This window comes from Pseudomonas tolaasii NCPPB 2192, assembly GCF_002813445.1.
GTDB classification, from domain to species: Bacteria; Pseudomonadota; Gammaproteobacteria; order Pseudomonadales; family Pseudomonadaceae; genus Aquipseudomonas; species Aquipseudomonas tolaasii.
In genome coordinates this window covers 5,937,960-5,959,781 of record NZ_PHHD01000001.1, presented here as the reverse complement: position 1 = coordinate 5,959,781, position 21,822 = coordinate 5,937,960, and the positions used below count along the sequence as shown (strand labels likewise).

At 60.3% G+C, this 21,822-nt stretch carries 19 protein-coding genes; 11 read left to right on the top strand and 8 right to left on the bottom strand.

Features of this window, described 5'->3' with window-relative positions:
• Nucleotides 1-23 precede the first annotated feature (23 nt).
• Complete coding sequence (locus ATI14_RS27050) at nucleotides 24-992, top strand: GlxA family transcriptional regulator (protein WP_016968831.1); 969 nt, start codon at nucleotides 24-26, stop codon at nucleotides 990-992.
• Here ATI14_RS27050 and ATI14_RS27045 read toward each other — a convergent pair.
• The 3 genes from ATI14_RS27045 to ATI14_RS27035 form a co-directional block, all read right to left on the bottom strand.
• Complete coding sequence (locus ATI14_RS27045) at nucleotides 962-1,888, bottom strand: alpha/beta fold hydrolase (protein WP_016968832.1); 927 nt, start codon at nucleotides 1,886-1,888, stop codon at nucleotides 962-964. The genes ATI14_RS27050 and ATI14_RS27045 overlap by 31 nt on opposite strands.
• A 138-nt stretch (nucleotides 1,889-2,026) precedes the next feature.
• A complete protein-coding gene (locus ATI14_RS27040; protein WP_016968833.1) occupies nucleotides 2,027-3,853 on the bottom strand; it encodes a glycoside hydrolase family 15 protein in 1,827 nt (608 codons plus the stop codon).
• The gene (locus ATI14_RS27035) at nucleotides 3,846-4,646 is read right to left on the bottom strand and encodes a glucose 1-dehydrogenase (protein WP_016968834.1); all 801 of its coding nucleotides are present in this window, start codon (nucleotides 4,644-4,646) and stop codon (nucleotides 3,846-3,848) included. Before ATI14_RS27035 ends, ATI14_RS27040 begins: the two co-directional genes overlap by 8 nt.
• 145 nt (nucleotides 4,647-4,791) lie before the next feature.
• On the opposite strand from ATI14_RS27035, the gene ATI14_RS27030 reads away from it, so the two are divergent.
• From ATI14_RS27030 to ATI14_RS27015, 5 genes are all read left to right on the top strand, one after another.
• A complete protein-coding gene (locus ATI14_RS27030) occupies nucleotides 4,792-5,292 on the top strand; it encodes a sigma-70 family RNA polymerase sigma factor (RefSeq protein WP_016968835.1) in 501 nt (166 codons plus the stop codon).
• 23 nt (nucleotides 5,293-5,315) lie between these two features.
• Nucleotides 5,316-6,269, top strand: a complete 954-nt coding sequence (locus ATI14_RS27025) for a FecR family protein (protein ID WP_016968836.1) — start codon at nucleotides 5,316-5,318, stop codon at nucleotides 6,267-6,269.
• Nucleotides 6,270-6,381: 112 nt separating this feature from the next.
• Nucleotides 6,382-8,772 carry a TonB-dependent siderophore receptor gene (locus ATI14_RS27020; RefSeq protein ID WP_017253742.1) on the top strand — a complete coding sequence of 797 codons (2,391 nt, stop codon included), beginning with the start codon at nucleotides 6,382-6,384 and terminating at the stop codon, nucleotides 8,770-8,772.
• Nucleotides 8,773-8,950: 178 nt separating this feature from the next.
• On the top strand, nucleotides 8,951-9,286 hold the full coding sequence (locus ATI14_RS31280) for a hypothetical protein (RefSeq protein ID WP_130886746.1): 336 nt from the start codon (nucleotides 8,951-8,953) through the stop codon (nucleotides 9,284-9,286).
• 536 nt (nucleotides 9,287-9,822) lie between these two features.
• Nucleotides 9,823-10,374, top strand: coding sequence for a hypothetical protein (locus tag ATI14_RS27015; RefSeq protein WP_016970875.1), 552 nt, complete (start codon nucleotides 9,823-9,825; stop codon nucleotides 10,372-10,374).
• Between the two features lie 27 nt (nucleotides 10,375-10,401).
• Here ATI14_RS27015 and ATI14_RS27010 read toward each other — a convergent pair whose 3' ends face one another.
• On the bottom strand, nucleotides 10,402-11,553 hold the full coding sequence (locus ATI14_RS27010) for an MFS transporter (protein ID WP_016970876.1): 1,152 nt from the start codon (nucleotides 11,551-11,553) through the stop codon (nucleotides 10,402-10,404).
• A gap of 346 nt (nucleotides 11,554-11,899) precedes the next feature.
• Here ATI14_RS27010 and ATI14_RS27005 point away from each other — a divergent pair, with 346 nt between their 5' ends.
• The 5 genes from ATI14_RS27005 (at nucleotide 11,900) to ATI14_RS26985 (ending at nucleotide 18,965) form a co-directional block, all read left to right on the top strand.
• Complete coding sequence (locus tag ATI14_RS27005) at nucleotides 11,900-12,877, top strand: diaminopimelate epimerase (protein ID WP_016970877.1); 978 nt, start codon at nucleotides 11,900-11,902, stop codon at nucleotides 12,875-12,877.
• Between the two features lie 292 nt (nucleotides 12,878-13,169).
• Complete coding sequence (tssI, locus tag ATI14_RS27000; protein ID WP_080520608.1) at nucleotides 13,170-15,188, top strand: type VI secretion system tip protein TssI/VgrG; 2,019 nt, start codon at nucleotides 13,170-13,172, stop codon at nucleotides 15,186-15,188.
• On the top strand, nucleotides 15,188-16,024 hold the full coding sequence (locus tag ATI14_RS26995) for a DUF4123 domain-containing protein (protein ID WP_016970878.1): 837 nt from the start codon (nucleotides 15,188-15,190) through the stop codon (nucleotides 16,022-16,024). The genes tssI and ATI14_RS26995 overlap by 1 nt, the downstream gene beginning before the upstream one ends.
• Nucleotides 16,017-16,796, top strand: a complete 780-nt coding sequence (locus tag ATI14_RS26990) for a hypothetical protein (protein ID WP_016970879.1) — start codon at nucleotides 16,017-16,019, stop codon at nucleotides 16,794-16,796. The genes ATI14_RS26995 and ATI14_RS26990 overlap by 8 nt, the downstream gene beginning before the upstream one ends.
• Nucleotides 16,797-16,808: 12 nt before the next feature.
• Nucleotides 16,809-18,965 (top strand): lipase family protein, encoded by a 2,157-nt coding sequence (locus tag ATI14_RS26985; RefSeq protein ID WP_080520607.1) that lies wholly within the window; start codon nucleotides 16,809-16,811, stop codon nucleotides 18,963-18,965.
• A 9-nt stretch (nucleotides 18,966-18,974) separates the two neighbouring features.
• Here ATI14_RS26985 and codA read toward each other — a convergent pair whose 3' ends face one another.
• The 4 genes from codA to queD form a co-directional block, all read right to left on the bottom strand.
• Entirely contained in the window at nucleotides 18,975-20,210 is a 1,236-nt protein-coding gene (codA, locus tag ATI14_RS26980; RefSeq protein ID WP_080520606.1) for a cytosine deaminase, read from the bottom strand.
• Between the two features lie 46 nt (nucleotides 20,211-20,256).
• Nucleotides 20,257-20,880, bottom strand: a complete 624-nt coding sequence (locus ATI14_RS26975) for an NUDIX hydrolase (RefSeq protein WP_016971911.1) — start codon at nucleotides 20,878-20,880, stop codon at nucleotides 20,257-20,259.
• 8 nt (nucleotides 20,881-20,888) lie between these two features.
• On the bottom strand, nucleotides 20,889-21,338 hold the full coding sequence (locus tag ATI14_RS26970; RefSeq protein WP_016971910.1) for a GNAT family N-acetyltransferase: 450 nt from the start codon (nucleotides 21,336-21,338) through the stop codon (nucleotides 20,889-20,891).
• 89 nt (nucleotides 21,339-21,427) lie between these two features.
• Nucleotides 21,428-21,784, bottom strand: a complete 357-nt coding sequence (gene queD, locus ATI14_RS26965) for a 6-carboxytetrahydropterin synthase QueD (protein WP_003190259.1) — start codon at nucleotides 21,782-21,784, stop codon at nucleotides 21,428-21,430.
• Nucleotides 21,785-21,822: the final 38 nt, after the last annotated feature.

Genomic DNA, 21,822 nt, shown 5'->3' with positions numbered 1-21,822 from the left:
TAACCCCACGAATCACGCCAATCATGTCTCGAATCATCCACGTACTCGCTTTTGAAAACGCCCAGGTGCTGGACGTGACCGGGCCGTTGCAGGTCTTCGCCTCCACCAATGATCTGTTTCGCCAGCGTGGCCTGCCGTTGCCGTATGCCGCCTCGGTGATTGCCGCCCAGTCAGTGCCAGTGAAGACTTCCGCCGGGCTGGCGCTGGTCGCCGAGCCGTTGCCCGCCGTCCACAAACCCTGCGACACGTTGGTGGTCGCCGGCGGCTGGGGTGTGTATGGCGCCGCTGAAGATCCGGCGCTGGTGGAATGGGTTCGCGGCAAAGCCCAGCACACCCGGCGCATGGCCTCGGTCTGCACCGGCGCCTTTTTGCTGGCGGCCAGCGGTTTGCTCGACGGTTGCCGTGTGGCCACTCACTGGACGCGCTGTGAAGAGCTGGCGCGCAAGTTTCCCGCACTGACGGTGGAGCCCAACCCGATTTTCATACGGCAAGGCACGGTATGGACCTCCGCCGGCGTCACGGCCGGCATCGACCTGTGCCTGGCGATGGTGGAGGACGACCTGGGCCGCGCGGTGGCACTGGAAGTGGCGCGGCATCTGGTGGTGTTCCTCAAGCGCCCGGGCGGGCAGTCGCAATTCAGCGTGGCGCTGTCTCTGCAGAAGGGCGACAGCCGCTTCGCCGATCTGCACGCCTGGATGGCGGAAAACCTGACCCTGGACCTCAACATCCCGACCCTCGCCGCCAAGGCCTGCATGAGCGAGCGCAGTTTCGTGCGCCACTACCGTGCCGAAACCGGCCAGACCCCGGCGCGTGCCGTGGAGTTGATTCGCGTTGAAACCGCGCGCCGCCAGTTGGCGGAGAGCACTGCGTCGATCAAGCGCATTGCCGTGCAATGCGGTTTTGGCTGTGAAGAAACCCTGCGCCGCAGCTTTTTGCGCGCCTTGGCGGTGACACCTCAGGCTTACCGCGAACGCTTTTCGCCGGTGTCGTAAGCGAGCAGTTCAAACAGCGCTTCAAGGGTCACTTGCGGCGCTTCCTGAAACACGTTGTGACCCACGCCCGCCAGTACCTGGCGCCGATAGACACCGGTGAAATTATCCACATCGTCATCCTCGACCGGCGCCGGGCCCACGCCGTCATCGGCGCCGCACAAGGAAATGCTCGGCACCGAAATCGGCGGTTGCAGCGCGAGGGCCTGTTCGATGGGGTCCAGCGCCGGGTCGCCGGGTGCGTACATGAAACGGTGGCGGTAGGAGTGAATCACCACCTCGACAAAGTCCGGGTTATCGAACGAGGGGGCGGTCTTGCCATAAAGGCTTGGCCCTTCGGCCCAGGTGGGCGACCACAGCTTCCACAGCAGTTCGCAGAATTCGCGGCGATTGGCCGTCAAGCCGTCCACACCGCGCTGGGTATGAAAATAGAACTGATACCACAGCCGGTGTTCCGTCTCCGGCGCCCGGGGTTTCAGCGACTTGGCGATGTTTTGAATGTTGTAGCCATCGCCGGTCACCAGCCCGCGTACACGCTGCGGCCACAACGCGGCGACAATGCACGCCGCCCGGCCCCCCCAGTCAAACCCCGCCAGTGTGGCCTGGGGAATGGCCAACGCATCCATGAAATCCAGCAAGTCCTTGGCCAGCGCCGCCTGTTGGCCGGAGCGCATCACCTGCGCATTGATAAAACGCGTTGGTCCATAGCCACGCAAATACGGCACCAACACCCGGTAGCCGCGCTCGGCCAGCACCGGGGCGATCTCATCGTAACCGCGCGGGTCATACGGAAAACCATGCAGCAGAATCACCGGCGCACCGTCGGCGGGGCCGTGGGCTTCATAGGCCACAGTAAGCATGGGCGTCTGGACGTGCAGCAGCGGGGCGGTCGGGGTCATGGCGGGCTCTGACGGGGTCACAGAAGAAGGTCAAAGGCTAGCTGAAAACGATGACGGGGAGGGGCGTGGCACATGGCAATGGTCTTACTTGTCCAGACCATCGCCAACGCGTATCCCCGCTATTCATCTGCAAGGCATTCAAGGTTGCCAGGTGGTCTTCTCCCCACTGAGTTTGCGGTCCAGAAAGGTCGCCGCGCTGATCAGCGCCAAATGGCTCAGTGCCTGCGGCGTGTTGCCCAGATGGCGTGCCTGGCTGTCGAATTCTTCGGCGTACAGGCCCAGCGGGTTGGCGTAGCGCAGCAGTTGTTCGAATTCCAGGTGAGCCTTTTCCACTTGTCCGGCGCGGGCCAGGCATTCGACGTACCAGAACGAGCACGCGGCAAACGCGCCTTCGGTGCCTTGCAGGCCATCGATCTGGCTGTCGTCGTTGCGGTAGCGGTAGACCATGCCGTCGCGCACCAGGCTTTTCTGGATGGCTTCGAGTGTCGACAACCAGCGCGGGTCGGTGGCGGCGACGAACCGCACCAGTGGCATCAGCAACATCGAACCGTCCAGCGCGGTGCTGCCGATGTGCTGCACAAAATGCCCGCGTTCTTCGTTCCAGAAGTTGCTCCAGATGTCGGCGTAGATCGCCTGGCGCGTCTGGTCCCAACGTGCGAACGGCGCGGGCAGCGAGCGCTTGGAGGCCAGGCGGATGGCACGGTCCAACGCCACCCAGCACATCAGGCGCGAGTGCAGGAAGTGATGTTCTTCGCCGCGCATTTCCCAGATACCCACGTCCTTGGTATTCCAGATTTCACACACCTGATCGGCGACTTCCACGGTGTGCTTCCAGCCTTCGTGGGAGATGGCTTCGCCATATTTATTGACCAGGTACACCGCGTCCATCAGCTCGCCATAGATATCCAGCTGGATCTGGTCGAAGGCTTCATTGCCGATGCGCACCGGTTTGGCGCCGCCATGGCCGCTGAAGTGGTCGAGCTCGGTTTCCGGCAGTTTCTGGCGGCCGTCAATGCCATAGAGAATATTGATTTTGGTCGGCTGCCCGCAGCAATCACTGACCCGGCCCTTGAGCCAGCGCATATAGGCGTTGGCCTCGTCGACAAAGCCCAGGCGCATGAAGGCATAGACGGTGAACGAGGCGTCGCGGATCCAGGTGTAGCGGTAGTCCCAATTGCGTTCGCCGCCGGGTGTTTCCGGCAGGCCGAAGGTGGCGGCGGCGATGATCGCGCCGTGTTTGCGTGAAGTTAGAAGCTTCAGGGCCAGCGCCGAGCGGTTGACCATTTCGCGCCAGCGCCCGCGATAGTTGGATTGGGCGATCCAGCCGCGCCAGAATTTCAACGTGTGTGCCAGGACCAGATCGGTGCAGCCGCTGTCGACGCGCTCGTCGTCCTCACCGCCCAGCACGAATTCGGCGCCTTCTTCCTGGTTAAGCGTGAAGGTGGCGATGGCAGCGTTGTCTTCGATCTGCAGCGGGTGGCTGCTCGCCAGGCGCAGGCCGGGCTGACCGTCAGCGCTGAAAAGCACTTTGCCATCGGCCTCGCTGGCGCGGGTTGGCGCGCGGGCATAGTCATGGCGCACGGCGCAGCGCAGGTGGAGGGTGGCCTTGCCGCTGACCACGCGCACGCGGCGTACCAGCAGCGGCAAGTCATCGATTTCCTCGCTGATCACCAGCAGGTCGGTGATCTCCACCACGGCTTCATCACTGAGCCAACGGGTTTGCAACACGTTGGTGTCGGGCAGGTAAATCTGCTCGCGACGGGCGTTGGGCAGGTCGGGGGTGAGCTGGAAAACACCGGCGTCCGGGGTGTCGAGCAGGGAGCAGAAGACCGACGGGCTGTCGAATTCCGGCCAGCAGAAAAAGTCGATGCTGCCCTTGTCGTTGATCAGTGCCACGCTGCGCATGTCGCCGATGATGCCGTGGGCATCGATGGCGCTTTGGGGTTCGTTCTTGAAATCAACCATTGCCACGGAACTCCGGATAAAGGCTCATGCCGCCATCAATGAACAGGGTGCTGCCCACGACATAGTCGGAGGCGTCGCTGGCCAGCCACACCACGGCGTTGGCCACGTCTTCCACGTCGCCCACGCGACCATAGGGAATCAATTTGAGCAGTTCTTTTTCCGCCGCGCCTTCGGTGGCCGCGCGGTTGATCGCCGTGCGAATCGCTCCCGGCGCAATGCCATTGATGCGGATGCGTTGCTCGCTGACCTCCTGGGCGAGGGTGCGCATCAGCATTTCCACGCCGCCTTTGGACGCGGCGTAATTCACGTGCCCGGCCCAGGGGATGACCTGGTGCACCGAACTCATGTGGATGATTTTGCCCGCCGCCCGCGATACGCCCTCGCGCACGCCCTGGCGATTGAAAATTCGCACGGCGGCGCGGGCGCACAGGAACTGCCCGGTGAGGTTGACGCCGATCACGGTGTTCCAGTCGTCCAGGGTCATGTCGACCAGATTGGCGTCTTTCTGCAGACCGGAATTGGCCACGAGGATGTCCAGGTGGCCGAAGGCGTCGAGGGCTTGGGCGAACAGGCGTTCAACGTCGGCTTCTTTGGACACGTCACCGCCGATGGCAATCGCCCGGCCGCCATTGGCGTTGATCTGCGCCGCCAAAGCCTCGGCCGGTGCGGCCTGGGAGTTGTAGTTGAGGACCACGGCCGCACCGGCCTCGGCCAGAGCCCTGGCCGCACCTGCGCCGATGCCGGAGCTGGCGCCAGTGACCAGGGCCACTTGTTGCTGTAACGAGATCTGCATCGCCTACCCACCGTTTTATGAGAGTCCTTTGTGCTGACTGGCGGGGCGGGGCACAAGTTCAGCGGCAATCGGCGCGACGGGTAGCAATTGCTCCGCTTAATAGGAAGCATTACTATTCACGCCCCGCCTCTCCAGTGCCCACGCGATGATTCCTCAGCCGCCCCGCAGAACAGGCTTTTTCGAGCATTACGAAGAGTTGATCGGAACCTGGACGCGCCGCCTGAGAAACCGTCAGCAGGCCGAAGACCTGGCCCACGACACCTTTGTGCGGGTGCTTGAATCCCGTTCCTCGGACGTCGAGCAACCGCGCGCGTACCTGCATCAAACTGCGCGCAACATTGCGGTGGATGCTTATCGCCGTGAAGACCGCCGTGAGGCGCTGGCGCTGGAAACCTTTGATCAGAGCTCGCCCCACAGTGGCGACCCGGAGCATTACATGCACGCGATCCAGCTGGCGGACTCCGTGGAGCGGGCCTTGGCCGAGCTGCCGCTCAACTGTCGCAAGATTTTCATCTGGCAGAAAATCGAAGGCCTCACCCAGCAGGAAATCGCGGTGCGCCTGGGGTTGTCAAAAAACATGGTGGAAAAGTATATGATCCGCACCTTGCGGCATCTGCGTGACCGCCTGGATGCGATGGCCCCATGACCCGCTTTGACACAGGATCTTCCATGATCGATCGCCATGCCCGCGATGAAGCCGCGCAATGGTTCGCACGCTTGCAAGACGCCGGGTTGAGCCCCGAGGAGCGCCAGCGCTTCGACGCGTGGCGCGCCGAAAGCCCTGAACATCAATACGAATTCGATGTATTGCAAGGGCTGTGGAGCGCCACCGACCTGTTGCCCAAGGCGCGTTTGCAGGCCTTGTGCGAGGCGCCGACCGAACGCCCAAAACGCCGCAGCTTGTTGCGTTATGCGGTGGCCGCGAGCGTGTTGGCCGTCGGCGTGGGGCTGGGGCTGTTCAGCGGGCTCGATCATCCAAAACCCTACAGCGCCGAGTTCAGCACGCGTTTGGGCGAGCATCGCCAAGTGGCATTGCCCGACGGCTCGGTGATGGATATCAACAGCCGCAGCATCGTCGCCGTGCACTTTGAAAAAGGCCGGCGCGGTGTGGAGCTTAAGCAGGGCGAAGCGATGTTCAGCGTCGAACACGACACCAGTCGCCCGTTTGTGGTGGCGGCCGGGGCAGGGCAGGTGACGGTGACCGGCACCCGTTTTGACGTGCGCCGCGACGACGACCAGACCCGCGTGGTGGTCGAGGCCGGCACGGTCAAGGTGCAAGGGCGTGCAGCGGACCAGAGTGTGACGCTGACGGCGGGGCGCGGGACGCATGTCGATGCGCTCGGGCAAGTGGCCGCCGCCTATGCGGTGAACACCGATGAGCTGACGGCCTGGCGCAGCGGCAAGCTGGTGTTCAATAACGCCAGCCTGGGCGAAGTGGCGCGGGAGGTTTCGCGCTATCGCGAGCAGCCTTTGCGCGTCAGTTCGGCGGCGGTGCGCGACCTGCGCCTGACCAGCGTGTTCAAGGCCAATGACACCGACGCCTTGCTCAAGGCCTTGCCACACATACTGCCGGTGGCCGTGCGCGCCTTGCCGGATGGCAGTCAGGAAATTATTTCACGCTGACATTCAGGTTTTTTTCGAGTTCTTCGTCTTCTTCTGCAACTGCAACTGGTTTGCATTAACAGCCGCACACTCTTGCGATCACAGGACTAGGTTCGACGTGAAAAAACTTGTCATGCACAACAATAAAATCTCGCGCTGGGCGCCGCTCGCCCTGGCACTTGCCGTCAGCGCCGCGGTGCCTGCGGCCTATGCGGACGATGGCATTCACATCCGCGCCCAGCCTTTGGGCGCCGCGCTGAGCCAACTGGGCCAGCAGACCTCCCTTCAAGTGTTTTTCAGCCCGGACATGGTCGCCGGCAAACAAGCCCCGGCTGTGGACGGCAACCTGTCCCCCGAGCAAGCCCTGCGCCAGTTGCTGCAAGGCAGCGGCCTGGACTACCAGATTGACGCCGGTTCCGTGACCTTGCGCCCGCAGAGCAGCGGCACCGGTGAAGCCGGTTCACCACTGGAGCTGGGCGTGACCGACGTGAAAGTGGTCGGCGACTGGCTGGGCGATGCCAACGCCGCCGTGGTGCAGAACCACCCCGGCGCGCGTACGGTGATCCGCCGCGAAGCCATGGTGGAGCAGGGCGCGATGAACGTCGGCGACGTATTGCGCCGCGTGCCGGGTGTACAGGTGCAGGAAGCCAACGGCACCGGTGGCAGCGATATTTCCCTGAACGTTGGCGTGCGCGGCCTGACTTCGCGCCTGTCGCCACGCTCCACTGTGCTGATCGACGGCGTGCCGGCCGCGTTTGCCCCGTATGGCCAGCCCCAACTGTCGATGGCGCCGATTTCCGCCGGTAACCTGGACAGCATCGATGTGGTGCGCGGCGCCGGTTCCGTGCGTTATGGGCCACAGAACGTCGGCGGCGTGATCAACTTCGTGACCCGCGCCATCCCCGAAAAATTCTCCGGTGAAGTCGGTACGACGTTGCAAACCGCTGAACACGGTGGCTGGAAACACGTCGACAACGCCTTTTTGGGCGGCACGGCCGACAACGGCATTGGCGTGGCCTTGCTCTACACCGGTGTGAACGGCAACGGTTACCGCGAGAGTAACAACTCCAACGACATTGACGACGTGATCCTCAAGACCCACTGGGCGCCGACCGATCAAGACGATTTCAGCCTGAACTTCCACTACTACGACGCCAGCGCCGACATGCCGGGCGGCCTGACGCAGAAGCAGTTCGACGCCAACCCGTACCAGTCGGTGCGTGACTGGGACAACTTCAGTGGCCGGCGCAAGGATGTGTCCTTCAAGTACATCCGCCAGATCGATGATCGTACCCAGGCCGAAGTGTTGACCTATTACATCGACAGCTTCCGTGGCAGCAACATTGCCAACCGCGACCTGAAAACCATCGGCTCTTACCCGCGCAGCTACTACACCTTCGGCGTCGAGCCACGTGTGTCCCATGTGTTCGACCTGGGCCCGAGCACCCAGGAAGTCAGCCTGGGCTACCGTTACCTCAAGGAAGGCATGCATGAGCAAGCCAGCAGCCTGAACCTGGTCAATAACGTGCCGACGCCGGGCGGGCAAAACGATGGCCACGTTTACCAGGACCGCACCGGTGGCACAGTGGCCAACGCGTTCTACATCGACAACAAAATTGATATCGGCAAGTGGACCATCACGCCCGGCATCCGTTTTGAAAACATCGAGACCACTTGGCATGATCGCCCGGTGGTCGCGCTGAACGGTGTGCGCACGGTGGAGAAAAACCGCAAGATCACCAGCAACGAGCCGTTGCCGGCGTTGAGCGTGATGTACCACATTTCCGATGCCTGGAAAGTGTTCGCCAACTACGAGAACTCGTTCGGCAGCCTGCAATACGCGCAGATCGGGCAGGGCGGCCGGGTCAACCAGACGGCCGACGGCCTGAACCCGGAAAAAGCCAAGACCTACGAGATCGGTACGCGCTACAACGACAGCGTGTGGGGCGGCGAAGTGACGCTGTTCTACATCGACTTCTCGGATGAGCTGCAATACGTCAGCAACGATGTGGGCTGGACCAACCTCGGCGCGACCAAGCACCAGGGTATCGAAACCTCCGCCCACTACGACCTCTCGAACCTGGACCCTCGCCTGGACGGCCTGACCGCCAGCGCCGGTTTCACCTACACCAAGGCCACCGCCGAGGGTGATGTGCCGTTCAAGGGCCGTGACCTGCCGCTCTACTCCCGTGAAGTGGCGACGGCGGGCCTGCGCTACGACATCAACCACTGGACCCATAACCTGGATGTGTATGCCCAGTCCGGCCAACGCGCGCCGGGTACCGGCACCACCTACATCACCCAGGGCACTGCCGATGGTCAGTATGGTGACATTCCCGGTTACGTCTCGGTCAACGTGCGCAGCGGCTACGATTTCGGCGAGAAACTCTCGAACCTGAAAGTGGGCGTGGGCGTGAAAAACGTCTTCGACCAACAGCACTACACGCGTTCCAGCGACAACAATGCCGGGTTGTACCTGGGCGAACCCCGTACGTTCTTCGTGCAGGCCAGCGTCGGTTTCTGATTTAAAAGGGTGATGAAAAAAATCGCAGTCTTCGGGCTGCGATTTTTTTTGCCTGTTTCCTGGCGTAGATGGGATTTATCGCCTTTACAGGAACCGTTTGTGTCTGTTTGCCACTCAAGGTGACACAGCGGCCTTGGTTATACGGGGCACTTTTCAGACGTTGAGTCAGGGCCCACACATGACTGCCAATTCATTTCAATCCTGCCAACCCAATAGCCGTCTCGCTTTTCACGGCTGTTATCCGGGCGAACGATCACCCGTCTCGAACGTAAGTGAACAGCCTGCACACGACGCACTTTGCGCCGCGCTTTCGAACGCGCACGCGCAGGAAGCACAGCGAATGAAAGCGTTATCGGGGCAACGCAAGTTCCGGGCGCCGGTCGCTGAAGATTTTGCGCGCGGCATGCTGGCGCCGGGGCACGAGGAAGGAGTGTCCTCCATGCAATCCAGCCGTGGCTGGGTCGGGCTGATCAAGGCGCTCATGACCCGGCGGCGTGGCCAAAAAAACGAATGAATCGCGACCCCTGGATTTTTACATGTTGTCATGGGTATTCCCCTGATACCCGGAACTTTCATATTCAATCGGCCACACATCGATGGCCGACGGCTTTGCAAACCTTTCGCCGAGTCCAGGGCGAGTCGTTGATGGCCATCCGGCCTGTGCAGATTTGAAAAGGGTGGGGAAAAGTCGCATGAAAATCGAAAGTGCAATACACGGTCAGCGAATGATCATGGGCGCGCCGGAGGCCCGTTTGGCCGTGCCGGCAGTCGTGCATCCGTCCTGTGATGATCAGTCCCTTCAGCCAGGCACCCCGGCGCGTCGGCCTGCGGTGTTGCGTGGAGCGTTGTCGTCGTTACGTTACCAGGCTTTGCAGAATCCACCGGTTGCCCGCGCGGATACTACTCCGCCAGGTCCCACCACCAGCGATAGCCAACTGGCGGGTGAATTGGCAAAGCATTTCGGGGAACTGCATGCGTTCCTGAAGGGCGGGAGGTTGACGCCCTCATCCTTGCGGCAAGTTGCCGCTCAAGCTTTGACGGGAGAGTAGCGTGCGGGACCGTCTGATCCTGGTGGTCCGGGAAATTCTCAGGCGTGCGCCTTTGCGCGACGCAATCATGGATAGCGAGGGCTATATCACCCGTGACAGCCTGAGTGCCGCCGCCGCCTCGACGTTGTCGCGTAACAGTTCTGTTGGCACGTTCAGCCACGATCCTTTTCATGGCCAGGGCAATGCTGAAGTCGTTCAGGCGCTGCGCGTTCACTTCAAGCAATTGAGGGATCAGTCCAGGGACCGTCCAGGCTTTTTTGAAACGGTCGAATACCTGGAAATTGCACACTTGCAATTCGTCATGGGCGACCCGGATGATCTGGATCCGCAAGGCTCGCCCATTCTGGACCCCACCACCGGGCTGCCCCGCAAGAAGTACACTGAACACTGCGTGTACACGGCAAAGAACGTTCTCGAGCGCCCGGGTTTGCTCAGGTCATTGGAGCGGGCCAATCAGGCTCGCCTGTTTGGGCGGCCGAAACACGAAGGATGGTTGTGCAATAGAAACCTGGAGCGCTGGCTCGAACAGTATGAAATGTACAAGGCCAGGTAGTACCCCGGCCTTGTCGAGCTTGCGGCTTTACACTTTGAGGATTTTGCCGCTGACCGCCACACCGGCGAGCAGGGCTGCGATCAGCACGAAAGCAGTGCTCAGGCTGCTGCCATGCGCGATAAAGCCAATCACTGCAGGCCCCGCGAGAATGCCGGCGTAACCCAGGGTGGTGATGGCGGGCACTGCAATATGCTCCGGCATGACCTTCTGTTTGCCGACGGCGGTGTACAGCACCGGCACAATGTTCGAGCACCCGGCACCTACCAGGGCGTAGCCCAACAGTGCGGTTTCCCAGGCGGGCAAAAACGTGGCGAGCAACATGCCAGCAGTCGCGAGCGCACCGCCGATGACGATCACGCGGGTAGCGCCAAGGCGTCGGACGATGGCATCCCCGGTCAGGCGTCCGGCGGTCATCGTCAAGGCAAAGGCTGCGTAACCCAGGCCCGCGTAGGCTTCATCAAGGCCGCGCTCGGCACTCAGGAAGACGGCGCTCCAATCCAGCACGGCGCCTTCTGCCAGAAATACAATGAAACACAGGCAGCCGATAAACAGCACGACGCCATGGGGGATGGCAAATGCAGGCCCCGAACTTTCACTGCCATAAGGCAGCAGGTGCGGCCCGGCCTTGAACAGCGCCAGCAGCGTGATGACGATCACCACCAACGTTGCCTGCAGCGGCGAAAAACCCAGCCCCAGCAACCCGGCAACGCCCGCGGCGCCGACAATGCCGCCCAGGCTGAACAGGCCGTGGAAGCCTGACATCATGGTTTTGCCACTGGCGCGCTCAACGATCACCGCTTGCAGGTTGACCGTCGAATCCACAGTGCCCAGGCCCGCACCGAACAGGAACAACCCCACCATCAGCATCGGCACCGAACTGACTGTTGCGAGCATCGGCAGGGCGAGGCAGATCATGATCGTGCCAGCGGTCAGCACGCGTCGGCAGCCGTAACGCGAGGCCAGCGCGCCGGCCACCGGCATCGCGATAATCGACCCCACGCCGAGACATAACAGCAGCAGGCCCAGCGTGCCTTCATTGAGTTGCGCACGCGCTTTGGCGTAGGGCACCAGCGGCGCCCAGGCGGCGATGCCGAAGCCTGCGATGAAAAAAGCGATGCGAGTCGACATTTGTTCCAGCCGCCCGGGAACCACGGGCGCTGGAGTGGGGATGGCAGTCATGAAAAATCCTTGGTTTTGCGTTCAATGAACGATGTCCGGCGCGACATCCTTGCACATCAGGCCAAATGGAGCGAGCCAGGTTCCCTGTGGATTGCAGTCTGGACTTTTATTTTTACAAACCGGGAACGGGCCGGACACAGGTAGCCACATAGAAGCGATCAAACCGGCGGGCGTTGGCCTGGGAAGCGCGTAATCCGCGCAAGAACTGATGAACCCCAGAGGTCTTGTGTCGAGTGAGTGCTTTCCAGTCCAACGCCCAATGGCCAGCGATTCTGTAATACGCTGCTGTCCAGTGTGTAGTTAACTGGACGAATTGGCCGATGAAAATTTTCAGGCAAGTGGCGACATGACCCGTTTCTACGATGCGCGGGGCAATATCTACGGGGTAGTCAGCCCGGCTTATTTAAGAGAGCAGGGCATTGCCGTGCCCGAACACGCCGATCTGGCGGCGAGCACGCGCACGGCCTGGAGCACCTCGGCGATCACCTCCGAATGCGGCTGGGGCACCTTGCCCCATGCGCTCGGTGCCAAAGCGCACCGCTGCGACGGCTTGCTGGTGGGGCCGTTTCAATCGGCGCCGCCGTTCGACCTGTTAATCGTCAATACCGATGGCACGCTTGCCGAACGCAGCGGCAATGGTTTGACGATCTTCGCCCAGGCCCTGACCGATGAGGGCTTGATGACGCAGGGCTGCGAATTGCGTGTGCATCATGACAAGCAGGATGCCGGCTCACCCGTTACAACCACCGTTGAACCGGCAGTCGTCGATCAGCGCGCCGGATTCTGGCTGGCGCTGGGGCGCCCGGCGTTCGGGCCCTCGGCGGCAGGTGCTGAAGGTGTGGAGGGGCTCGATCCTGCGTTCAGTCATGTGCCGGCGCTCTCGGCAATCAATCCGCAATGGGCGCGCAGCCAGTTTGTACGCGTGGGCAACCCACATTGCGTGACGCTTGTGGAACACGCTGATGCGCTGCCCGACAATCGGTCGATGCAACAACCCGAATTGTTTGCCGCGTTGCAGGCGATTGCCTTTGCGCCACCCGCAGGGCGTGGCCAACCCTGCGCCGCAGGTGTCAATTTGCAGTGGGCCCTGCGCGCTGAAGGCAATCAGGTTATTGCGCGGGTGTTTGAGCGCGGTGAGGGGCCTACCGCGTCTTCGGGAACAAGTGCCAGTGCTGTGGCCTGTGCGGCGTGGCGAGCGGGGTGGGTCGAGAGCGGAAACGTTGCCGTGGTCATGCCGGGTGGCACGGCGCCAGTGCGCTTGCACAGCCACGGGGGAATGTTGTTGAGCGTCAGTCTGTTCGGGGCTGCGACACCGCAAAAATGAACCCTTGGAAACAGCCGATAACTTGAGGAGGCGTCGGCTGTTTCTTTATTTGAAAGATGTTTTTTGTAAGGTGCCTGTAGGCATTTTCTTGTCGCTGAAAGTTGAGTTGTTGTTGCGCAGAATTGTTTTGTAAAAGCCTCGTCCGATCGCGCCGTGCGAAACTTCCTTTTCGTTATTTCATGGGCCGAACGCCTTCCTGAATCGCTAAGCTTTGCTGCGTTCAGGCGCTTTTTCCGCTGTTTGAATCTGGGGATAAAGCCTTTCGGTTCTCTTTGAAAACGGATCACTACGGATGGTTGAAGGGGTTGTTCTACCGCGTTTTAAATTAATACTTCCGGAAATAAACAACGACTTTCAGGTGCTCGACTTTAATGGCAGCGAAGTACTTGATGAGCCTTATTTCATTCAACTGCAAATCGTCAGCGAAAACCCGTCGCTGGATTTGGAGACGTTGCTTCATCAACCCGTCTATCTCGACTTCGGTGAAGCGGATTCCGGGTTGCATGGGCAGGTGTATGCCGTTGGCCGGGATGAGCCCTACGCCAGGCTCACGCGATATCACCTGACACTGGCACCACGGCTGGCGTGTCTGGCTCATCGGTGTGACCAGCGGATTTTCCAGCAAGCCACCGTGCCGCAAATTATTGCCCAGGTGCTTGAACACCACGGCATTCTGGCCGACGCCTATGCCTTTGAACTCGGCCCGGTGATTTACCCGCCGCGCACGTTCTGTGTGCAGTATGCCGAGTCCGACCTGCACTTCATCCAGCGGCTGTGCGAAGAAGAGGGCATTCATTTTCACTTTCGCCACAGCCCGGATAATCACCTGCTGGTGTTCGGTGACGACCAGACGGTGTTCCGGCGCCTGCCCGCGCAACGCTATTGCTCGGTGGGGGGGCCGGCAGACGGTGCGAGAGCAATACGGCGTTTCGACGTACGCCTGGAAACCCGCAGCCAGCAGACCGTGCGCCGTGATCACGATTTCGAGCACCCCTCGTTGCGCCTGCACGAGCGGGCGGGTTCTGCGCCGGCACATCTGCTGGAGGATTACCGTTATCCCTCGGGTTTTACTGATCGTAAACGCGGGCGTCAGTTGGCCAGGCGAGGCCATGAACGCCATCAAAGCGACCGCTATCGAGCGTTGGGCAAAAGCGATCAGCCGGTGCTGCAGTGCGGTCACTTCCTTGAGCTGCACGACCATCCCGATCCCGTTTGTAACGACCTGTGGCTGCTTACGTCAGTGCGGCATGAGGGGTATCAACCGCAAGTGCTGGAAGAGGCGGTGGTTGAAACCGATAGATTCCAGGGGTATCGCAACCGATTTACCGCAACACCCTGGCGTGCGGTGCATCGGCCGGCTACCCGGCACCCGAAACCGACCATCCAGGGTAGCCAGACCGCCACAGTGACAGGCCCTCCAGGTGAAGACATCCACTGCGATGCGTATGGTCGGGTGAAGGTGCGTTTTCACTGGGATCGGCGCGACACAACCGATGAAAAAAGCAGTTACTGGGTTCGTGTGGCGTCCGGCTGGGCGGGCAATGGCTTTGGTGCAACGCTGATTCCCAGGGTCGGCATGGAAGTGCTGGTGACTTTCCTTGAGGGCGACCCTGACCGACCGCTGATCACCGGTTGCTTGCCGAATGCGCAACACATGCCCGTTTACCCGTTGCCCCTGCACAAGACGCGCAGTGTGTTGCGCAGCCGTAGCACTCCGGGAGGCGCAGGCGCCAACGAGCTGCACCTTGAAGACCGCCGTGGCGAAGAGCTTATCTTTCTGCGTGCCCAACGCGACTTGGAACAGCAGGTAGGGCGTGACAGCCGCCTGGAAGTCGCGGGAGCGCGTCGTGAAACCATTCAGGGTTCAAACACGGTTCAGGTGACCGGCGAGGACCACCATCAGGTCACTGGAAAGCGCACCGTCGTACTCGGTGCCGACGATCAACTGAGTGTGCAAGGTAGCGGCCAGACGTATGCCGGCCAGTCCCTGGTCATTGAGGCCGGGCAGCAGATTGTCCTTAAAGCCGGTGCCAGCCTGGTGATCGATGGTGGCGCGCACCTGAGTCTCAAGGCAGGCGGAGAGCATTTGATGCTCCAGGCAGGCGCCATTTTCAGCAGCAGGCCGATTACGGTGGGAGGCGCACCGCCTGCTACCCGCTCGGCGAGCCCGGCGTTTGTGGCGCAACCTCCGAAAATGTCTGCTACGCAGGGCGCACTTCTCGAGACTGCCCGACAGTTGGACGCGGACTTTTGCCCGGTGTGTGAGCAATGCCGTGAAGGTCTGTGTGATAGCAACGGGAGGGCCGCTTGATGGAGAGCATGCCAAACCGTTGGATGGCTCAACAGCAACAGGCGGGGCGACGTCTGTGTTTGATTCTTGAGGGACAGCACGAAGCGTGTAACCCGCTGCTGGCGGCTCGTTCATTGTCACAGCACTGCAGTGTCTATCGCGAAACCGCATTGGCCGAGCTCGCGGCTGACGGGCCGGTGATCGTGTTGCTGGACCGGTTGGATGAACCTGCCCTGGTCGATCTGCTGCAACACCCCGAGGGTAACTGGGGGTGGTTGGGCAGCCTGCCGGACGACGACCTGTCTTGCGTGGTCCGGCATTGGCGCGAGCGCTTGCTGGTTGGGCCGCAGGGAAGCCAGGCGATGTACCGCTTCCACGATAACCGCACCCTTGCTCGGGCGTTGGCCCATTTGCCCCGTGAGCATTGGCCGACCTTTCTCGGCCCACTGGTCAGTGTTTGCTATTGGCGCGAAGGCGACTGGTGCCAAGGTGAAAACCCTGCTCCGGGCGAATACCCAGTGCCTGTTCCTGCGCCCTGGCTGACCACCCCGAATCCCCAGGCTTCGGCCATTCTCCAGGCCAACGTCCTGCGGTTCCTCCTGACCGAACACAGCGAGAGCCTTGCGGCATTGGTCGAGTTTCAAGACCCCCGAATCTGGTTGAGCCAAGTGCTGGAGCAGGCTCGGATTTGGCAATGGTGTGGGCCGCAGCAGCTTGAATTTTTGGTGGTACGCCGCCTGGAGGAGGCGACGGGAAACTGTGCGATTCAGTGGCAGCCGATGCCGGACGAGTCGGCAAAGGAGCATTTTGAACGGGTGTTGGAGCACTGGCGCAGGGCAGGGGGCAAACATGAGTAAGCGAGTGCTTGGTGTATGGGTGGCACTCGGAATGGGATGGCTGTCAGGGTGTTCGATAAAGCCGGTTGAGCGCTTCACGCTGGAAGTGGATTTACCGGCGAACTTCGAGCTTAAAACGGCGGCCAATTACCGCCCCGCTACCGGGGAAACCTGCACCTTGCCGGTACGTCGGGGCAAACGGCCGGAGCGGAAGTTGTTTTTTACCGAGTTGAACCCGGTGGCCAACCGGGTGAGTTACGAATTGCCGCTGAGTGAAACCATTGAGGGCTGCCCGTCGGTGTTGAAGAGTGTGCAGTTTGAGTTTTATGCGAAGTGGGGGACGCGTGATTCTGACGTAGGAGGGGATCGGGCTGGCATCGGTATTTCTGACCGTTTGCCAGAGAGATTTCCAGGAATGCCTGAAACCGGGGTTCAGGCGTTTACGGGGCAATGCAGGTGGCATTTCCGCACGGTGGGACGTTCACATGCAATCAGGAAAATTCTGAGGTGCAATGCGCTGGACGAACTGGGGATGCTGGAGAAATTTAAACCGGGTGGCGGGGCTCAGCGAGATCAATTGGGGGGGAGAACGCTCAGGCTGGTGCTGAGGGTAACGGAGGATGAGCAGCCTGCATTTGGCGACAATTGGATAGCCGTCAAGGGGGGATGGAAACGTTGTCGGGGTGAAAGCTTTGAGGATATGTCCGCGTATTGCGGAGATAACACCACAGAATTCAAACCGATAACGATGCCGGATGGGCGCGTTTGCGACGTCTATCCAACATGCGAATAACAAGGAGTCAACATGAAGCAGGAAGCTTGGAAACAACCTTTTTTCAGTGACAAGATGCCTGCGTGTGCGTTGAAAGGGCATTGGACGAGTTTCTGCCTCGTCGATGAAGCCGGCAGCGGAAAAGCTTACGGCGGACTTCCGTATACAGTTCATGACAGCACAGGGCGAAAATACAGTGGCCGATTGAATGCAGATGGATTCGCAAAGTTGGAAAGTTTCTATTGCGGCCCTGTCGTTCTTAAATTGGATGAGCTTTATTCCGGAAAACGGGCGCCTTACCACCGATTACGAACACGTGAAGCCTACGGGTTGCCCATCACCGAACTTCAAGTCAGGGCTGAACAAACCCGCTTTTCTGCAGAGGATGGCCAACGTATAAAGGGCAACCCCGCACAATCGCAAGCAGACCGGTTTTATCAAGTGGAAGTACGGGATCTGGTACGCCATGTGGCGCATCTGCCTCCGCAAATTCCAAGAGCTCATAGCCCTCAACGCCATGCTTTGAAGATGATGGCCGATCTGGGATTCGGCCCACCTCAGCCCAGCCTGACGGGCATCGTGTTGTTTCCCAATAAACATAGCGTACTGGAGGTGCGGCCTTTACGCGCCTTGCGTCCGATACTTTCTACAGACGATCAGTTCTGCGCCTTGAACCTGTATCAATTGGCGCTGATGGCCGCTCTGAGTTACTGCAATTTTGGCCAGCAACCACCCCAAAAACCTGAGGATCAGGTGTCGTTTCCTCTGGACCCAACGGTTGGCAATCTGTTTGCCGACAAGCTGTCTGGGTTTCAGGAGGCCTGGCGCATCGATCCGGAGCAAACTCAGCGCTATTACCCGCTTTATGAGGACGTTCCTTACTCGCGGCGCTTTGAGATCCTGCCCTTTGACCCCGAGCTTTATCCGTCTAATCATCCGAGTTTGGAGGAGCAGCAGGAGCATCCCGCAAACCTGCATTTCTTCGATGATGAAAAGTTCGGAACCGATACCCAGGCGTTCATCACACACCACGATGAAGTCATCCTGATTTCTGTACGAGGTACGGCCAGTGGTGCCGATGCATTGCGCGATGCAAACGCCCATCAGGTGGATTTTGCCGAGGGTGCTGGTCGAGCACATGAAGGTTTTTATCTGGCCTATCGTGCGATGCGCAAATTCGTACTGCAATACCTTGACCAGTTTCACTTCGGGCAGCGCATTATCATTTGCGGCCACAGTCTGGGTGGCGCCATTGCCTTGCTCCTTGCAGAAGGCCTACGCCGAACACCCAAAACCGACTACAACATCCTCCTCTACACCTACGGCGCCCCCCGCGCCGCCGATTCCGATTTCACCGACGCTGCGTCATCCCTGGTCCATCACCGTATCGTCAACCACAACGATCCCGTCCCCAGCGTTCCGGCAACATGGATGAATACCACCGCCAAATTATGGATTCCAGGCGCGGTAATGATGTTCAGCGCGCCCGGCCCTGGTGGCCTTTTGTTTGCCTCGGGTCTGGTGCGTGTGGGCGGCAATCCCTATCGGCATCACGGTGAGCAACAACATTTCATGCCGATCAAACTTCCGGACGGTACCCGTTCCTCGGTGTTGTGGAAACCCGGTTGTGAGTCAATTCAGGAGGCGGGCTGTAACCGTGCGGTACAACTCCATGGCGATATGCCCAGCCGCGACAACCTGCTGAAACAACTGTTTCAGGCCAGCGAACATTTCATGACGGCCAGCTATATTCCGGCCGCTTGGGCCACCTTGAGACGCTGGCAGCAAACCGTGGAAAGCCAGGGACCTCTGGTCACGTCGAGGGAGTTTGAGCTGATTGACCTTGCGCTTGAGACGATGACGCAGCAACTGCGTGACAAAAGGCGTGAGCTTGATCGCCGTCGTCCACCCAATCAGCGTGGCAATGAATACGAACATAACCCGGCCTTGAACGCTGAAGTCGATCGATTGCGCAGCAGTCGACAGCGGCTGGAAACCTTGCGATGGCGGCGCCTTGAAGCTCGCGACGTCTACGGCAGCCACGCTCATGCCACGGAACTGCAACCCAGCCTGAAACGCTGGTTCAGCCATCGCGAAAACCGCGAGCTGTCCCAATTTGCCAGTATTCCTCCGCCGTCCCACAACGAGCCGGGGAGGGTCTATACGCTGGATATCGATTCAATTGTTTGAATCGGCAGGTTACAAAAACTCCACCTGGGCCGGTTGCCGTTTCATCAACACTTTGCCATTGCGGATCGAGTACAGCGGCAGGCCCTGGCTGCGGATCACCTCATAGTCGCTGTCTGCCGACAGGATCAACAGGTTTGCTGGGCGGCCGGGTTCCAGGCCGTATCGATCACCCAGGGCCATCGCTTTGGCGCTGTTGTCGGTGACCAGGTCAAGGGCGTTTTGCAGGTTGCGGTAGCCCAGCATATGGCAGATGTGCAAACCGGCTTCGAGCACGCGCAGGATGTTGCCGTTGCCGAGCGGGTACCAGGGATCGACGATAGAGTCCTGGCCAAAGCACACGTTCATGCCGGCGTCGAGCAGCTCGTTCACGCGGGTTACGCCGCGGCGTTTCGGGAAAGTGTCGAAACGGCCTTGCAGATGGATGCTTTCGGTCGGGCAGGAAACAAAGCTGATACCCGAGTGCCCCAGCAGGCGAAACAGCTTGGCGCAGTACGCATTATCGTAGGAGCCCATGGCCGTGGTGTGGCTGGCGGTGACGCGTGCGCCCATGTCGCGGCTGCGCGCTTCTTCGGCAAGCACTTCAAGAAAACGCGAGTGCGGGTCATCGGTTTCGTCGCAGTGCACATCCACCAGGCACCCGGTGCGCTCGGCCAGGTCCATAAGAAACTTCACCGAGCTCACGCCCTGGTCACGGGTGTATTCGAAGTGGGGGATCCCACCGATTACATCGGCGCCCAGTCGAATGGCTGCTTCCATCAATTGGCGGCCATTGCGGTAAGACTCGATACCTTCCTGGGGAAAGGCGACGATTTGCAGGTCGATCAGGTGCGTGGTTTCTTCGCGCACTTCAAGCATGGCCTTGAGCGCGGTGAGGTCCGGGTCGGTGACGTCGACGTGGGTGCGAACGTGCTGGATGCCGTGAGCGGCCAGGGCCTGGATGGTTTTTTTGGCCCGCGCCTTGGTGTCTTCCCGAGTGATGGTGGCTTTGCGCTCGCCCCAGCACTCGATGCCTTCGAACAGCGTACCGCTCATGTTCCAGCGCGGTTCGCCGGCAGTGAGGGTGGCGTCGAGGTGAATATGTGGCTCAACAAAGGGTGGAATCACCAGATTGCCGGCAGCATCCAGGTCATCTGCCGTCAACGTTGGTGTTGCCGTTTGTTCGGTGATACTGGCGATCCGGCCATGTTCCAGGTGCAGATCATGCAGGCCTTCACGGTTGCGCAGGCGGGCGTTGATGATATGCATGGGCAAGTTCCTCTTGGTTTGAAGCAATCAGGCGTTAATTTTCTTGTCAGTCAAACAGCGTCCGGGTGGTTTCCCCGCGATGAAAGGCAAACGCTGCCTCCAGGTCACTTTCGATGGTGCGCCCACGGGACAGCGGTGGCAGGTCATCCAAACTGAAAAAGCCCACCTCGGTGGTTTCGAACCCGGCCATGGGCGCGAGTTGGTCCACCCGTTCGCACAGGAAATACAGTTTGTAGAAGTCCCGCACATCCGGGCGATACAGCCCCTTGGCTTTGTGGGTCACGCTGTACAGTGCCTGGGCGGTCACGGTCAGCCCGGCTTCCTCGCGTATCTCCTTAACGATGTTTTCCGCCGCCGACAAACCGATATCGGCATACCCGCCCGGCAGGGCCCAGCAGCCATCGGTCAATTCGCGTACCAGCAGAATACGATCGCCCTCGATCACCGCGCCGCGCACATCAATCATCGGCGTGGAATAGCGCTTGGCGAAATCTGTCACCAGCCCGGTGATGCGTTCCAGGGGAACGTCCGCCAATTGTGCCAGCATGCTGTGGGCAATCTCGGCGATTTCCTCGAGGCGTTCTCGCTCGAAATCGTCGGTACAAAAGTGCAGCCCGGTGGACGCCAACGCCTGCAAGCGCTTGGCCTGGGCCAGCCAGATACTTTCCATGGTTGCTCCTAAAGACGCTTGCTCATGTACACGCGGTGCAGGCCGTGTTCTAACGCGCGATGGGTTTCCAGGTAGCCGCGTTTGGCGTACAACGCGATGTTCTCGGTCATGGCTTCGTTGGTGTACAGATGGATAGCAGAGTAACCGGCGTCGCTCGCATGCTGTTGCGCAAAATCCATCAACCGGCGCCCGAAGCCCAGACCTTGGGCTGTCGGAGCAACCGCCAGGTTGTCCAACACACACGTGCCGTCTTCCTGCAGCAGAATAACGAAACCTTGAACCAGACCGGAATCGTCGAGCACGTACACGCCGCCCGCTTCGACACGCTGGCGATAGTCTTCCAGCATCGGCCCGGGCTTGCGGCCGATCCGTTCTATGTAAGGCGAGTAAGCCGCTTCGACGATGGCCTCAATTGAGGCGACATCGCCCACAGTCGCCAGGCGTATGGAGCTAGACATTGCGGCACGCTCTTGGGCAGGAAATGAAGACTGTAAGTTAGCCGGGCATAAAAAAACCACCGCGAGGGTGGTTTTTTCAGTGCGGTGGATCACTCGCCGCGATAGATGCAACCGCTGGTGCACGTCTCGTGGATCCGAATCGCGCTGAGTTCCGGCAGTAAAGGCTTCAGCTCATTCCAGATCCACTTGGCCAGCACTTCGCTGGTCGGGTTTTCCAAGCCTGGAATATCGTTGAGGTAGTTGTGGTCAAGGCGCTCATAGAGCGGCTTGAAAATCGCCTTGATCTCCGAGAAGTCGCGAATCCAGCCGGTATGAGGGTCCAGGTCGCCGCTCAAGTGGATCGCCACCTTGAACGAATGCCCGTGCAGGCGCCCGCATTTATGGCCTTCCGGTACGTGGGGCAGGCGGTGGGCGGATTCGAATGTAAATTCCTTGAAGATTTCCACAGTGTTTTCAGCTCGGTCAGGTGTCTGGCAGGGGGCGA